Raw genomic sequence first — 14,131 nt, forward strand, 5'->3', positions numbered from 1 at the left:
GGATGGAGCGTAATTCTGGTGGCTTGCAGCGTGGTTGCTGTCCTGCAGCATCCTGCCCTCTGGTCAAGCATTGCTGCGCGCGTGGCCCGGCAGGCTGGTCGATGAAGGCTATAACAACCCGAAACCGGTCAGCGCCGACTTCACTTGCTGCAGCGTCGGCGGTTGGCCAGCGGTGCCGAGATTGATGACATTCGGCGACCAGTAGCCGCCGGTGCGCCACGCGGTGGCGAAATTGTACAACTCGACCGTGGGCCGCTTCAGCGCCGCCGCGATGTGGACTAGACCTGTATCAACTCCGACGGTCGCAGCAGCACCGTCGATCAGTCCCACCACCGCAGGCAACGACAGACGCGGCGGCACGATGGCCGCCGCGCCGAACTCCCTGGCGAGCCGCTCGCTGGTCACGCGCTCCGCGTCACTGCCCCACGGCAGCACGATCGAGGCGCCGCGCAGCACCAGCGCCTGCCCCAGTTCGATCCACGCGGCGTCCGGCCATTGCTTGTCGGCCCGCGAGGTGGCGTGCACGAACACCACGTACGGCACGGGCAGGTTCAGATTCGCCTCGGACAGGGCCAGCGCGGCGCGGCCGGTATCGAGGCCGAAGTCGATCTCGTCGGTGGGTTCGGGCTTGGGGTCGTCCAGCGCGGCGGCGACCAGTTGACGCGTGCGCTCCACCACGTGGGTACGAGCTTCGATCGGCACACGCTTGTCGTAGAAGAAGCGCACTGGCCATTCGTAGCCGGCGCCGTCCGTGCGGTTGCCGAGGCCCACCACCGGGCCGCGCGCCATGCTGGCCACCCACGCGGTCTTGATGAGCCCCTGGCAGTCGATCACCAGGTCGTAGTTCTCGGCGGCGAGCGCGCGCCGGAACGCGCCGATCTCGCGCCAGTTCTCAAGCGAAAAGAGCCGCTTGCGCCAGCGCCGCAGGGACACAGGAATCGCCCGGCGCACGCCGCTCACGAGCTGCACCAGCCCCACGAAGCTCTCTTCGACGAGCCAGTCGATCTGCGCCTCGGGATGGCGGCGATGGATATCCGCGATCACCGGCATGTTGTGAACGACGTCGCCCAGCGACGACACTCGCACGATCAGTATCTTTTGCACGCTCAAGTGGGGATCGCCGGCAATCCGGCGATAAGATGCGTTGAAAGGACGGCAATTTTAGCGCGTCGCGTGCAAAAACCATGAAAAAACGCGGCGGGGTAAGTGAATACCACGCCGCGCGAGGGTACGGCTCAGAGAAGCCCGGCGCAAAGCATGGTCACGATGCACCCGACCACGAGCACCGCGCCCACCGTCTTGCGACGGTTCAATTCGGTCCACAGAAGCACGCCGGTCAACGACAGCAGGATGAGGCTGCCCGCCAGCGTATCGACCACCAGCACCCACCCGACGCTCATGCCCACGCCCTTGTGCAGGTTGGTCAGCGTGGCGAGAAAGGCGTTTTCCGTGCGCTTGACGGTCACGAAGTCGTTGCCGACCCAGTAGTCCGCCGCGGCGTTCTCGTGCGGCGAGGCGAAACTGATTTCCCAGTGTTCCGGCTGCATCATGCTGCGCTCGCCCCATGCCACCCGATGCGCCGGCTCGTTCTGCATGCGTCCTGGCTTGCCTGCCAGCTTCAGTTCCTGCTTGAGCCACTTCGCCAGCTCGCGCGGCGTTTCGGGCGCGGGTTGCGGCAGCGGCACCTGCACCGTGGAAACCACGGGCTCCCCCGTAGAGACGCGCAAGGGGCCGCCACGATGATTCAGCAGGAACCCGGTGGTGCCGAACAGCAAACCGAGCGCCGCGCCCCACAGGCCAATCCAGCCGTGCACCTTGCGCAGCCACTTGATGAAGGTGATACGCCGTGCGCTTTTCGGTTGCCGGGAGGTTTCGGCACCCTGCGGGCCGGTCGCCCGCACGGCCTTGTCGGGCACGGGACTCGAGCCAACGCCGGCATCGTCGATAACCGGTGTACTCATGTTTCACTCCAAAGACGCAACAGGTTGTGATAGCAACCAACGAGACTGCGGCGTGCCGCGTCGTCGGCCTGGGTTGAGTTGAGGCGTTGGATCGCCGTGTCCATATCGAACAGCAGCGCGCGTTGCGTATCGCTGCGCACGAGGCTCTGCGCCCAGAAGAAGCTCGCGAGCCGCACGCCGCGCGTGACGGGCGCGACCTGATGCAGGCTGGTGGCCGGATAGACAATCATGTCGCCGGCCGCCAGCTTCACCTGCTGCACGCCGTAGGTATCCTCGATGACCAGCTCGCCGCCATCGTATTCATCCGGGGCGGAGAGAAAGAGCGTCATCGACACATCCGTGCGCACCTTGCTGCCGTTCGGCAACAGACGCACCGCACCGTCCACGTGGCTGCCGAACTGCATGCCGCCTTCGTAACGGTTGAACAGCGGCGGATAGACCTGGTTGGGCAACACTGCGCTGATAAAGAGCGGGTGCCGCTCGAGCTCGGCGAGAATCACATCGCCCAGCTCGCGCGCGAGCGGCGAGAACTGCTCGATCTGCTGGTTGCGTTTGACCGGCGCGCCCTGATAGCCGGCGGTAGCCCGGCCATCGACCCAGGCATCGCCCGCCGCATCGAGCCGTTCGCGCACGAAGCGCAGTTGCTCCTCGTTGAGCACATTCGGAATCTGCAACAGCATCAGTCAATCCTTTCGCGGAGTCGCCGCATTGTACGAACAGGTTGCGTCAACACGGTGACCCCGGAAGTTCACGCAAGTCTTGATCAGAACCGGTAATCGACCGTAGCCAGCAGCGTGCGGCCAATGCCTGGCACCGAACGGCCACCGTCGGACGGAATCAGCGCATCGTAGTACGACTTGTTGGTCAGGTTCAGCAGGTTCAGGCGCACATCGTATTTCTTCGCGTGATAGGCCGCCGTCATGTCCCAACGGGTATAGCCGCCGACCTCGACGAAGTTCGTGTTCGAGGCGTAGCGCGCCGACATGTAGCTCGGACCGCCGCCGATTTCCCAGTGCGGGGTCAGCGAGTACGTCGTCCAGAACGTGAGCGTGTTGCGCGGCGTGTTGGCCGGGACGTTCCCCTGGGTGCCGTCGGCCGCCTGCACGATGGTGGCGTCCATGTACGTGTAGCCGCCGTAAACCTGCCACTTGTCGGTGATGTGGCCGGTTACGCCCGCCTGGAAACCGTCGACGCGAATGTCGCCATCAAGCTCGTACTCGGTCGGCGAGACCTGGGTTCGCGCGTTGGTCATTTCCTCGCGGAAGAACGCGGACGTCACCGACAGGTTGCCGCCGAGCAGATCCCACTTGCCGCCCACTTCATACGAACGGGTCGATTCCGGCGCCAGATTCTGCGTCAGGTTGGTCACCGTCAGCGCTTCGAGCGAAGGATCGAACGAGGTGCCGTAGGAGACGTAATACGATTGCCAGTCGGTCGGCTGGTAGATCACGCCGGCGCGCACGCTGGTGAAAAAGTTGGTCTGGCTGGCGTACGACGGCGCGCTGATCGTATTGTGGATCTGCGCCTGGAAGCGATCCCAACGCAGACCGCCAATCAGCTTCCAGTGATCGCCAAGCGAGGCCGTGTCGTTGAAGTAGCCGGCAATTTCGTTGGACCCGGAGTCGGCGTAGTTGCCTGTCGTGGTCGTCACCCCTGCAGGGTTGGACAGATAGGCCGGGTTGACCATCGACACGATCGGCAGGTTGTTACGCGTGTAGGCCTGGTTCGTGTAGCTGTCGTGTCCCACTTCGACACCGGCAATCAGGTCATGCTTGATGAACCCGGTGTTGAATTTGTACTCGAGCGTCGTGTCGTTGTAGATCGAGTGATTCTGGATCACGCGGTCGTGGCTCTGCAGCTTGATGAACAGGTCCGACGGCGACAGCGACGTGTAGTTGCCGTTCGTCAGCGCCGGGCTCGTCGCGAGCGGCCCCGTCAGCACCGATTGCGGCGCGGTTTCGCGCGCGTCCGTCATCGAATGCGAGATTTGCGTCTGGTTGCGCAGCGTGAGGTCGTCGGAGAACTTGTGCTTGATGCCCGCGTTGAATGTCTGCACATCCTGGATGGTGCGGTCGGTCGTGAGGCCGTAGAACGTATTCTTCGGCACCGGCGACGGATGGCCGTTCAGCGCCTGGACACCATAGTCCGGCATGTCGTAGTTGTGCTGGATCAGCGCGGAGAGCGTGACCTCGGTCGGCGTGCCGATGCCGAAACGCGCTTCGGGGGCGATACCGTAGTCCTTGTTCTTCTCGACGTCGCGCGTCGAACCGAGGCTCTGGCCGAACGCATTGATCCGGATCGCGGACGTATCCGTCAACGGATGATTCAGGTCGACGGTGGTGCGGTAACGGTCGTTGGTGCCGACGGTTGCCGATACGTCGCCCGACTCCTGAAGGTTGGCCTTCTTGCTGACCTGGTTGATCACACCGCCCGTCGAGCCGCGTCCAAACAGCATCGACGACGGGCCGTACAGCACCTCGATCTCTTCGAGGTCGAAGGTATCGCGGTAGTACTGGTTGCGGTCGCGGAAGCCGTCGAGATAGATGTCGTTCTGCGCCGTGAAGCCGCGCAGGTTGACGTTATTGCCGATCTGGCCGCCTTCGGCCGCGCCGATCGTCACGCCGGGCGCATTGCGCAACGCGTCCTGAAACGAGGTCGCGCCTTGCGACTGCAGCACGGCCTTGTTAATGACCGTGACCGTCTGAGGGATGTCGCGTAGGGCCGTGGGCGTTTTGGCGCCTACCGTCGAGCGCTCGGCCTGGAAATCCTGCTGAACACCCTGGCCCGACACGGCGATGGTCGGCAGCGTGCCGCTAGTCGATGCTGCGCTGGAAGACGCGTCCGGAGACACGCCAGGCGATGCATTGGACGACGCGCCCGAAGGCGCAGCCTGCGCGGGAGTCGTCGCTGTGGTCTGCGCCAACGCAGGCGCCGCAAATGGAACGGACAAAGCTAGCGCCAGCGCTGTTGCCAGCGGCGTTTTATTGAACATAGGAATCTCGTCGGTGGAAGTCCTTGTCAGAAACCGCATGCGATGACGGTTTGTGTGACGAAGGAATCGGCGGCTGGCTGGCCGCTCTCCAGTCGACGGGACGGAAGCGGTGGGCTGGCGTTAGTTGTTAATGAGAATTACTATCATTTCATATGTTTCAAAACATTTCAATCGTAAGGAATTCATGCGGGCCGAATAAATCGTTTCGAATTATTACAGAAAGTTATTTGAAAGAATTGCTCGCCCCCGCGCACGAGCTCTATAAAAAAACGCCGGCATCGAGCCAGCGTTTTTTGGTCTGACGAGGCGCGCCTGATGCGCCTCTTGCAGAAGCAAGCGGTTAAAACGGCAGTTTGGCGTCCGGCTTCTCGGCCAGAATCACACGGCGGAAGTCTTCCTGGATGCGCGTCAACGCGGCGTCGTTATCCGCCTCGAAGCGCATTACGACGACCGGCGTAGTGTTCGACGAGCGCGCCAGACCGAAGCCGTCCGGGTACTCGACGCGCAGGCCGTCGATCTTCACGATGTCGTCCGCGCCGGTGAACTGCGCATTCTTCTGGAGTCCCGCAATCAGCTCGAAGTTTTCGCCTTCTTCGAGCTTCAGTTGCAGCTCCGGCGTGGAATGCGAATTCGGCAGCGAGTTCAGCAACGCGCTCGGATCGTCGACGCGAGCCAGGATTTCCAGCAGACGCGCGCCTGTGTACAGGCCGTCGTCGAAGCCATACCAGCGGTCCTTGAAGAACACGTGGCCGCTCATTTCACCAGCCAGCGGCGCACCGGTTTCGCGCAGCTTGGCTTTCACCAGCGAATGGCCGGTCTTCCACATCAGCGGTTCGCCGCCCTTCTCCTTCACCCACTTCGCCAGATTGCGCGTGCACTTCACGTCGTAGATGATCTGCGCGCCCTTGTTGCGCGACAGCACTTCTTCGGCGAACAGCATCAACTGGCGGTCCGGATAGATGATCTGACCGTCCTTGGTGACGACACCCAGACGGTCGCCGTCGCCGTCGAACGCGAAACCGATTTCAGCGTCGGTTTCCTTCAACGCCTTGATCACGTCCTGGAGGTTTTCCGGGTGAGCCGGGTCCGGGTGGTGATTCGGGAAATTGCCGTCGATCTCCGTGAACAGTTCGACCAATTCGCAACCGAGCTTCTTGAACAGCTTCGGAGCGAGGCCGCCGGCGACGCCGTTGCCGGTATCCACGACGATCTTCAGCGGACGTGCCAGCTTGATGTCGCTGACGATGCGATCGAGGTAAGCATCGGAAATGTCGTAATCCGTATAGCTGCCGCTGCCGCTCGCGAAGTTGTCGTCGACGATGCGCTGATGCAGCGCGAGGATCTGCTCGCCATAGATAGCCGCGCCGCGCAGCACCATCTTGAAGCCGTTGTAGTCCGGCGGATTGTGGCTGCCCGTCACGACGATGCACGAGTCGACACGGCGCTCGCCACCTGGCAGTTGCAGCGGCACGCTCGCGCCGAAGTAGCCGACCGGCGTGGGCACCATGCCGACGTTGACGACATCGACACCCGCCGAGCGCAGGCCATCGGACAGCGCCCCGATCAGTTCGGGGCCCGACAGGCGGCCGTCACGGGCCACCACGACGGCGTCGCCGCCTTGTGCACGCACTTCACTGCCGAACGCGCGGCCGATCAGACGGGCGGTGTCGGCGTCGAGTGTCTTGCCGATCACGCCACGAATGTCATACGCCTTGAAAATGGATTTGGAAATCATGGTTGGCTCACTTGCGTGCATTGGAAAAGTTGACCGGCACCTTGTGTGGTTATCGGCGGTCGTGGGTGGTCATCGCGCTGCGCCCTTGCCGGAGGCGCTCCGGTTCCAACTTATAATTGCGCTTTTCTGTCACGCCTTACAGCCGACTATTCTAATGCTTAGACGCCCTCCGATCATAAAGTTGCCGCTTCTGCCGGCCGGGTGGGCAATCGCACGGACAGGCTCACCGGATCTGGATATGCGGACTGGGCGGACTGGGCGAACTGAACGGGCAGGCGCTGGATGCTGACGCCCAAACGCTTCTCCGGGCGCTTTGCCAATCCCGATGTGACGCGAGCGTTTGCGAATATCGTCTGGCTCGGGCTTGAACGGGTGACGCAGATCGCCGTCGCCATTCTCATTAGCGGCATGCTGGCGCGCTACTTCGGACCGGATACCTTCGGCAAATGGCAATACGCCAATACGCTGCTGCTGGTGCTCTCGCCGATCACCTGGGTGTGCGGCGCCGAGATCCTCGTGCCGACCATCGTCAACCGGCCGCCGGCGCAACTGGGCACCGTGCTGGGGAGCGCCTTCGCACTGCGTATCTCGGTTTCGGCCGGGGCCTTGCTCATCACCTGGATCGGCATTGCCGCAGGGCTCACCGATCCGCTCGTCGGCGCCATGCTGGCCGGCCTGGCAGTGACGATGTTGTTCCGCGAGCCGTTTGTCGGCGTGATCAATTCGTGGCTGCAGAGCATGACCTACAGCAAGCCGCAATTGCTCACCAGTATGAGCACCGCCATCGTCAAGGCCGGGCTCGTCTACCTGCTGGTGCGGGCTGCCACGACGCCCGCCCGCTTCGGCTGGCTATGGGCGCTGGAATCGGCGGCGATCGGCGCGGTGCTGCTCACCTATTACATCCGCCGCCATAGCGGCAAGCTCGGCTGGCATGTCGACCGCTCGCTGTTCCGGCATTTCGCGAGCGCGGGCACGGTGTTCTGGCTCGGACTGATCTGCATGTACCTGTTCCTGAAGCTCGACCGGCTGATGCTGGAACGGGCCATTTCGTTTGCCGATCTCGGCCGCTACTCGGCTGCCCAGCAACTCAACGAGAACTGGATCACGCTCGCGCTGATGCTGGCGCAAACCATTGCGCCCGCTTTCGTTTACCGCGTGCAGGAGCCCGCTCACCTGCGCCGCAATATGTGGCGGCTGACGGCGATGACGGCGGCGTTGATGATCGGTGGCGCGATCGTGCTCGATCTGCTGGCGGGCTTCATCATCCGGCGCGTGTTCGGGCCTGCCTACGAAGGCGCCATCGAGATTTTCCGCTGGGCCGTGTGGCTCTCCGTGCCGGCCGGGATCGAGGCGATCGGTAACCTGGTTGTGCTGAAATATCAGGCCAAGTTCGTGTTGCTGGCGAAGTGGCTGCTGGCGCTGGCCGTGGCGTTCGTCGTCAATCTGCTGGCGATCCCACGCCTCGGGCCTTATGGCGCGCTGGTCGGACTGGCGGCCGGTTATCTGGTCGCCGCGTCGGTCAACCTCTATTACATCCGCTTCAAGTTGCGCTCATGACGAATTCATCCGCCTCGGCGCAAAGCCCGCAAACACCGCAATGGCCGCGCGGGCCGCAAGGCTCAGTGAGCCAGCAGTTGCGCGCGTCGGACAAAGCCCTTGGCGACGTCGCCGTGCTGCTGCCGGCATATAACGGCCAGGCCGACGTCGACCGTACGCTGGCATCGTTCAGCGAGGACGACGCGCTGGTTCACGTGCTGATCGTCGACGACGGCAGCACGCCGCCGATCGTCGCCCCGGCCCTGCCGAACCTGAAGATCGAAGTCTTGCGCATGCCGCAAAACGGCGGCATCGAGAAGGCGCTGCAGACCGGCATCGACGCGCTTGCCGAACGCGGTTTCCGCTATGCCGCGCGAATCGACGCGGGCGATCTGACCGTGCCGCGCCGGCTCGCGAAACAGCGCGCGTACATGGACGCAAACCCGCAAGTAGCCGGTCTCGGCATGTGGACCCAGGTGGTGACGCGCGACGGCAAGCCGCTCTTCATGCTGACGCCGCCCGCCACACCGGATGCGATCCGCCGCCTGCGCTTTTACCGCAGTTGCCTCGCGCACCCTTCGATGATGTTGCGGATCGACGCCGTGCGCGCGGTCGGCAACTACCGCGCCGATTACCGTTCCGCAGAAGACCTCGATCTGTTCCTGCGTCTGATGGAACGCCATGACTGCGCCAACCTGCCGGAACTGGGCCTGTATTACGAGCTGAACGAAGGCGGCATTAGCGCCACCAAACGGCGTGGTCAGGTCGCATCGACCCTGCGCCTGCAACTGCGCTACTTCAACGCGCTCAACCTGTATGACTGGTTAGGGCTCGCGAAGAATCTGCTGCACCTTGTCACGCCGTATCGCACCCTGCAGGCTGTGAAGCGCAGGTTGTACGCACCCGGCGCCGGACACTGAAACCTTGATGCACCCTCGAAGCCCCTGTCAAACCGCCATGAAGCCCAACGTTTCAACCGTGCCTGGTGTTGCCAATGTTCCCGACATCGCCGGCGTTGCCGCTGTCCCCGCTGTTTCGTTGCGCATTACACTCGTCTGCAACACCGCCTGGGCAATCTACACGTACCGGCAAGGGCTGATCCGCGAGCTGGTCGCACGCGGCGTCGAGGTGACGGTGCTGGCACCGCACGACCGCACCTTCGATCTGCTGGGCGCCATGGGCTGCCGCTGCATCGAATTGCCGGTGGCGTCGAAAGGCACCAACCCGCGCGACGACCTGCGCACGCTGTGGGCGCTCTACCGCCACTACCGGACGATCCACCCGCATATCGTGTTTCACTATACGATCAAGCCGAACATTTACGGCTCGATTGCGGCTAAGCTGGCGGGCGTCGATTCGGTCGCGGTGACCACAGGGCTCGGCTATGTGTTCATCCAGCACAGCCGCGCAGCGCAGGTCGCCAAAAAGCTGTACCGCTTCGCGTTTCGCTTTCCGCGCGAAGTGTGGTTTCTGAACCGCGACGATCAGGCCGCTTTCGTCGATCAGAAGCTGCTCGTGCATCCCGAACGCGCGCGCCTGCTGCACGGCGAAGGGGTGGATCTCGAGCAGTTTGCCTTCACGCCTTTGCCGGACAAGGCGAATTTCGACTTCGTGCTGATTGGCCGGTTGCTGTGGGACAAGGGCGTAGGCGAATACGTGGAGGCCGCGCGAAGCTTGCGCGCACGCTATCCTCAGGCGCGTTTTCGTCTGTTGGGACCGGTGGGCGTGGATAATCCCAGTGCGATCACGCGCGAAGAAGTGGCCGCCTGGGAGCAGGAAGGCGTGATCGAATATCTGGGCGAGGCCCACGACGTGCGGCCATTTATCGCCGCAGCCGATTGTGTCGTATTACCCTCGTATCGTGAGGGAGTGCCGCGCACGCTGATGGAAGCCTCAGCAATGGGCCGCCCGATTGTGGCGACCGATGTGCCAGGCTGCCGGGAAGTGGTCGCGGATGGCGTCAATGGTTTGCTGTGCGAAGTGCGCAACGCGGAGAGTCTCGCTGCACGGCTCGCACAGATGCTCGACATGAGCGGCGCGGCACGCCGCGCCATGGGCGAACGCGGCCGGCAAAAAGTCGCCGCCGAATTCGACGAGCGTGTAGTGGTAGCAAAATATAAAGACCTGGTTCGCAACCTGACGGGCGTTTCACTCTAACGGAGCACAGCATGACCACGAAGGGCACGATTCTGGTAACGGGCGGCGCGGGTTTCATCGGCTCGCATACATGCGTCGAACTGTTGAACGGCGGCTATGACGTTGTCGTGATCGACAATCTCGTGAACAGCAATCGCGAGTCGCTCAGGCGCGTCGAACAGATCGCCGGGCGTGCCGTGACGTTCTACGAAGCCGATGCACGCGACGAAACCGCGCTGAACCGCATTTTCGATGCGCATCCGGTAACGGGTGCAATCCACTTTGCAGCGTTGAAGGCCGTGGGCGAATCGGTAACGAAGCCGATCGAGTACTACAGCAATAACGTCGGCAGTCTGCTCACGCTGCTCGGTGTGATGCGCGATCGCAATGTGAAGCAGTTTGTGTTCAGCTCGTCCGCTACCGTGTATGGCGTGCCGAAAAGCTCGCCGATCGACGAGTCGTTTCCGCTGTCGGCGACCAACCCTTACGGTCAATCGAAGCTGATCGCCGAGCAGGTGCTGCGCGATCTCGAACTATCGGACCCGAGCTGGCGCATTGCCACGCTGCGCTACTTCAATCCCGTGGGCGCGCATGAGAGCGGGCTGATCGGCGAAGACCCGGCAGGGGTGCCGAACAATCTGATGCCGTACGTCGCGCAGGTGGCGGTGGGCAAGCTCGAGAAACTGCGCGTGTTCGGTGGCGACTATGACACGCCGGATGGCACCGGCGTGCGCGACTACATCCATGTAGTCGATCTGGCGCGTGGGCACCTGGCCGCACTCGATGCGCTGGTAAAGCACGACGCGAGTTTTGTGGTGAACCTGGGGACGGGCCAGGGGTATAGCGTGCTCGACGTGGTGCGCTCGTTCGAGAAGGCTTCGGGTCGCCCCGTACCGTATGAAATCGTGACGCGGCGGCCGGGCGACGTGGCGTCCTGCTATGCGAATCCGGCCGCCGCGGCGAAGCTGCTCGGATGGCAGGCGCAGTTCGGTATCGAGCGCATGTGTGTGGACCACTGGCGCTGGCAGGAAAAGAATCCGCACGGCTTTGCTGACGCATAGGACTGCGGCACCAGGTCTGTCGGACCTGCTGCCTGCCCCTATGCCCTCCTGTCTGCTACATGGATGGCGCCGTCCCATTCTCATCGGGTATCGGCTGGATGCGATCTTCGCTAAGCGGCCCGGTGTACACGAGCTTGTCCTGCCGGGGTGCCGCACAGCGTTCAGCCTCTTCGCGCCACGCCGATGATGGCATGCGCGGCAACGAAAGCGTGTCAAAAACCTTGCCGATGTCGCCCGCGACGCCCAGCACCATGCGCTGGGAGAGGACCTTGCGCATGACCTCACGCAGGGATGCTTCGTCCGCCCCGGCGCTGCGGGCCCGCTCGAGCTCGAGCTCAAAGTCGAGCGCGCCGTGCAGCAGGTCGCCCAGCTGGCTATGATCGCGTTGCAAACGCGAGAATGCCGGCGCGTCGCTCAGGACGGCGTCGGTGCGCCAGTGGTCGAGCACGGCGCGCTGTTCAACGAAGCGCGCGAGCAGGCCGTACGCCGTCTCCGGGAGGCGCTCGCGCGGCGCATCGGCGTAGATGATGCGCATCTGCGCGGGCTGCATCCCTGCCGCCAGCAGCTCGTTCGCCGCGTCAATGGTCGAGGCCTGCGACAGCTCATCGGGCGTCGTCGTCAGGACACACGCCGTAAAATCTGAAGCGGTGCCCGGGCAATCCCGCAGGAACCGCACGAACGCGCGCCAGCACTCCTCGGCCACGTCCACCACACAGCAACTCGCGCTTGCGGCTGCAACATGGGCTTCCTCAAGCTGGTCGACGCGAAAGCGCAGCGTGCCAGGCGGGCTGGGCGTGCGCGCCCGCGACTCGATGCTCACACGCAGGCCGCCCATCTGGGAATGGATGAGGGATGCACTAAGACCCTGTGCGGCATGCCTGGTAGTACGAACGTGTAACGCGAGCGGGTGTTTCATTTTCCATCTCCTTGGGTTGACTGCGTGCTGTGTTAAATCCTGGGTTGTAGGGGCCGCGCGGTGCAGCGCGAGATGCAGGCGCAACAGCGCCCTGCAACAGGTGCTAGCGGTCTTTTGGCACCAGTACGAAACGGTATCTGCCCGTTTCACTGTTGCGGATGCGTACCCGCCGGCGCGGCGCCACGAGTGCGGCCAGCCGCGCGGGCTTCCAGCCCGCCCGTACCAGGATCATGCGGACGGCGGACAACGTCAGTAGCAGACGCTCATCATCCATTCCGTTGTCCTCGCAGTACTGGACAAAGGGTGCAAAGCTTGCTTCGGGGATGTCCTCCAGGCGCTCCGGCAATGCTTCGCGTCCGCCCAGATATGCCTCGAAATCACGCCACAGCGGCATGAGCGTCTCGCGGACCGTCTCGCCTCCGTGCAACCCGTCAAAAGTGTTTTCGGCCTGTTGCCCGATCATTGTCTTGTCCATGGTGTCTGCCTCAGGATCGCCCAGTACGGCCATCGCTGGCCGATGTGTCTGATGACGCGTGCACCGTGCATCGCGCACCTTCGTGGTCTGCCGCCGCAGGCTTCCCGGCACCCGCCCGCTGGTCCCTGATATGGGCCCGCCAGTAGGCCCGGGCGGGCCCCGGCCGGGTACGGCGTGGCGGAATGAACCGGTCGTCAATCCTGTAATCCGGATCCATAATGAATTTTCCGTCCTGCAGAATGCTTAAGAACCGGTCCGCGAGGCTCAGAAGATAGGTTCGCAGAATGAACCGGCCACGCTCCGGTCCATGGCCCAGTGCCGCAGCCACCCCCACAAGCACATCGCGCTCGGGCATGCCCCTGTCGAGGTCTTCGGTTGCCTTGGTGCCGCTGTACGTGTATCTCAAGGCATGTCCCGAGATTTCCCCCTTCAGGCCCACCGCCCGGTACAGCGCTTTCAGACGGTTAAGTGAGCTCTCGAGGTTTTTCCTGCGCCCCTCGATGAGTCGCCCGCCATGCGCGTGACAATAGCGGGCCGCGTCCTGCAGCAACGCCAGCGTCTCGGCGCGTTTTCCCTCAATGATGGCGGTACATCGTGGACGCCCGCCCTTCGCCCCCCGGTGCATGGGCAACTCGCTGGCGCCGCCCGCCAGCAGCCGCACCCACGTGGGGATGTCGGGCGCGCATCGCAGGGCCTCAGCCCGGCGCAGTCCGAGGAGGTGCTGGAGGCGAAGCAGCAGGTAAAAGCCATAGTCAAGAGCACGCGCGCGCGCGTAAATGACGTCAAGTTCCCCGTCATGGAGGGGTCTCTTTTTTCCATCGCGGCAGCGCGTCGCCAGGCCGAGCAACTTGCAGTTCACGTGTTCAAGATTACGCCCCGCGCGCGTCATCACGACCCTGATCTCCGCGGCCCGGTTTCGCACGGTCGCCACCTTCAGTCCACGGGCGACGCAATGCTGGAGGTACAACATGAGGAGGGCCACCGGAATGTCGGCGAGCCGACGCGGCAGCGTCCCGTGCTGCTGGAGGAAGCGGAAGAAGTCGCTCCAGGTGTCCGTCGAATTCGCCCGGGTGGCAAACGCACCCTGGGGGCCGCGCCGGATCTCGCACGCTTCGTGAATCAGTTTGCCTCTTCTGCTCATTTCAATTCTCCCTTGATATAGCGCGGCGCCCGCGCAGCGTGCGCGGTGGTCCTCGCGCGTGAAATCAGTCCGTGACAATGGACATGCGCCCGACGGCAAGCCAGGCCGGACCTGTGCCGGGGCGCCCGGCACAGGCGTTGCCGTGCGGCACGCTGACGCGTGCCAACGGACGGTGCCG

General features: G+C 63.5%; 12 protein-coding genes. 4 read left to right on the forward strand and 8 right to left on the reverse strand.

The annotated features are described in order from the left end of the window. Positions 1 to 108 precede the first annotated feature (108 nt). From waaC to P3T20_RS05910, 5 genes are all read right to left on the reverse strand, one after another. Positions 109 to 1,110, reverse strand: a complete 1,002-nt coding sequence (gene waaC, locus P3T20_RS05890) for a lipopolysaccharide heptosyltransferase I (RefSeq protein ID WP_074265553.1) — start codon at positions 1,108 to 1,110, stop codon at positions 109 to 111. A gap of 125 nt (positions 1,111 to 1,235) precedes the next feature. Then, positions 1,236 to 1,961 (reverse strand): PepSY-associated TM helix domain-containing protein, encoded by a 726-nt coding sequence (locus P3T20_RS05895; protein WP_429286338.1) that lies wholly within the window; start codon positions 1,959 to 1,961, stop codon positions 1,236 to 1,238. Next, positions 1,958 to 2,641, reverse strand: a complete 684-nt coding sequence (locus P3T20_RS05900) for a Fe2+-dependent dioxygenase (RefSeq protein ID WP_429286339.1) — start codon at positions 2,639 to 2,641, stop codon at positions 1,958 to 1,960. Before P3T20_RS05900 ends, P3T20_RS05895 begins: the two co-directional genes overlap by 4 nt. A gap of 83 nt (positions 2,642 to 2,724) precedes the next feature. Next, positions 2,725 to 4,953 (reverse strand): TonB-dependent receptor, encoded by a 2,229-nt coding sequence (locus P3T20_RS05905; protein ID WP_429286340.1) that lies wholly within the window; start codon positions 4,951 to 4,953, stop codon positions 2,725 to 2,727. A gap of 340 nt (positions 4,954 to 5,293) precedes the next feature. Then, complete coding sequence (locus P3T20_RS05910; protein ID WP_429286341.1) at positions 5,294 to 6,688, reverse strand: phosphomannomutase/phosphoglucomutase; 1,395 nt, start codon at positions 6,686 to 6,688, stop codon at positions 5,294 to 5,296. 282 nt (positions 6,689 to 6,970) lie between these two features. Here P3T20_RS05910 and P3T20_RS05915 point away from each other — a divergent pair, with 282 nt between their 5' ends. Genes P3T20_RS05915 through galE form a run of 4 tightly spaced genes read left to right on the forward strand, consistent with a single transcriptional unit; the run spans position 6,971 to position 11,421 of the window. Further along, positions 6,971 to 8,245 carry an oligosaccharide flippase family protein gene (locus P3T20_RS05915; RefSeq protein ID WP_429286342.1) on the forward strand — a complete coding sequence of 425 codons (1,275 nt, stop codon included), beginning with the start codon at positions 6,971 to 6,973 and terminating at the stop codon, positions 8,243 to 8,245. After that, a complete protein-coding gene (locus tag P3T20_RS05920) occupies positions 8,242 to 9,144 on the forward strand; it encodes a glycosyltransferase (RefSeq protein WP_429286343.1) in 903 nt (300 codons plus the stop codon). Before P3T20_RS05915 ends, P3T20_RS05920 begins: the two co-directional genes overlap by 4 nt. A 37-nt stretch (positions 9,145 to 9,181) precedes the next feature. Then, positions 9,182 to 10,381 (forward strand): glycosyltransferase family 4 protein, encoded by a 1,200-nt coding sequence (locus P3T20_RS05925; RefSeq protein ID WP_429286344.1) that lies wholly within the window; start codon positions 9,182 to 9,184, stop codon positions 10,379 to 10,381. Between the two features lie 11 nt (positions 10,382 to 10,392). After that, positions 10,393 to 11,421 carry a UDP-glucose 4-epimerase GalE gene (gene galE, locus P3T20_RS05930; protein ID WP_429286345.1) on the forward strand — a complete coding sequence of 343 codons (1,029 nt, stop codon included), beginning with the start codon at positions 10,393 to 10,395 and terminating at the stop codon, positions 11,419 to 11,421. 55 nt (positions 11,422 to 11,476) lie between these two features. On the opposite strand, the gene P3T20_RS05935 is transcribed toward galE, so the two are convergent. The 3 genes from P3T20_RS05935 to P3T20_RS05945 form a co-directional block, all read right to left on the reverse strand. Continuing rightward, a complete protein-coding gene (locus P3T20_RS05935) occupies positions 11,477 to 12,337 on the reverse strand; it encodes a hypothetical protein (protein WP_429286346.1) in 861 nt (286 codons plus the stop codon). Positions 12,338 to 12,440: 103 nt separating this feature from the next. Further along, the gene (locus P3T20_RS05940) at positions 12,441 to 12,812 is read right to left on the reverse strand and encodes a hypothetical protein (RefSeq protein WP_429286347.1); all 372 of its coding nucleotides are present in this window, start codon (positions 12,810 to 12,812) and stop codon (positions 12,441 to 12,443) included. Positions 12,813 to 12,822: 10 nt separating this feature from the next. Beyond that, on the reverse strand, positions 12,823 to 13,953 hold the full coding sequence (locus P3T20_RS05945; protein WP_429286348.1) for an integrase domain-containing protein: 1,131 nt from the start codon (positions 13,951 to 13,953) through the stop codon (positions 12,823 to 12,825). Positions 13,954 to 14,131 lie beyond the last annotated feature (178 nt).

Source organism: Paraburkholderia sp. GAS206C (assembly GCF_050435645.1).
GTDB lineage: Bacteria > Pseudomonadota > Gammaproteobacteria > Burkholderiales > Burkholderiaceae > Paraburkholderia > Paraburkholderia phenazinium_B.

Excerpts from the sequence above, each read along its gene's own strand:
- P3T20_RS05895 (WP_429286338.1), bottom strand. The coding sequence starts at position 1,961 with ATGAGTACACCGGTTATCGACGATGCCGGCGTTGGCTCGAGTCCCGTG.
- P3T20_RS05900 (WP_429286339.1), bottom strand. The coding sequence starts at position 2,641 with ATGCTGTTGCAGATTCCGAATGTGCTCAACGAGGAGCAACTGCGCTTC.
- P3T20_RS05905 (WP_429286340.1), bottom strand. The coding sequence starts at position 4,953 with ATGTTCAATAAAACGCCGCTGGCAACAGCGCTGGCGCTAGCTTTGTCC.
- P3T20_RS05910 (WP_429286341.1), bottom strand. The coding sequence starts at position 6,688 with ATGATTTCCAAATCCATTTTCAAGGCGTATGACATTCGTGGCGTGATC.
- P3T20_RS05915 (WP_429286342.1), top strand. The coding sequence starts at position 6,971 with ATGCTGACGCCCAAACGCTTCTCCGGGCGCTTTGCCAATCCCGATGTG.
- P3T20_RS05920 (WP_429286343.1), top strand. The coding sequence starts at position 8,242 with ATGACGAATTCATCCGCCTCGGCGCAAAGCCCGCAAACACCGCAATGG.
- P3T20_RS05925 (WP_429286344.1), top strand. The coding sequence starts at position 9,182 with ATGAAGCCCAACGTTTCAACCGTGCCTGGTGTTGCCAATGTTCCCGAC.
- galE (WP_429286345.1), top strand. The coding sequence starts at position 10,393 with ATGACCACGAAGGGCACGATTCTGGTAACGGGCGGCGCGGGTTTCATC.
- P3T20_RS05935 (WP_429286346.1), bottom strand. The coding sequence starts at position 12,337 with ATGAAACACCCGCTCGCGTTACACGTTCGTACTACCAGGCATGCCGCA.
- P3T20_RS05940 (WP_429286347.1), bottom strand. The coding sequence starts at position 12,812 with ATGGACAAGACAATGATCGGGCAACAGGCCGAAAACACTTTTGACGGG.
- P3T20_RS05945 (WP_429286348.1), bottom strand. The coding sequence starts at position 13,953 with ATGAGCAGAAGAGGCAAACTGATTCACGAAGCGTGCGAGATCCGGCGC.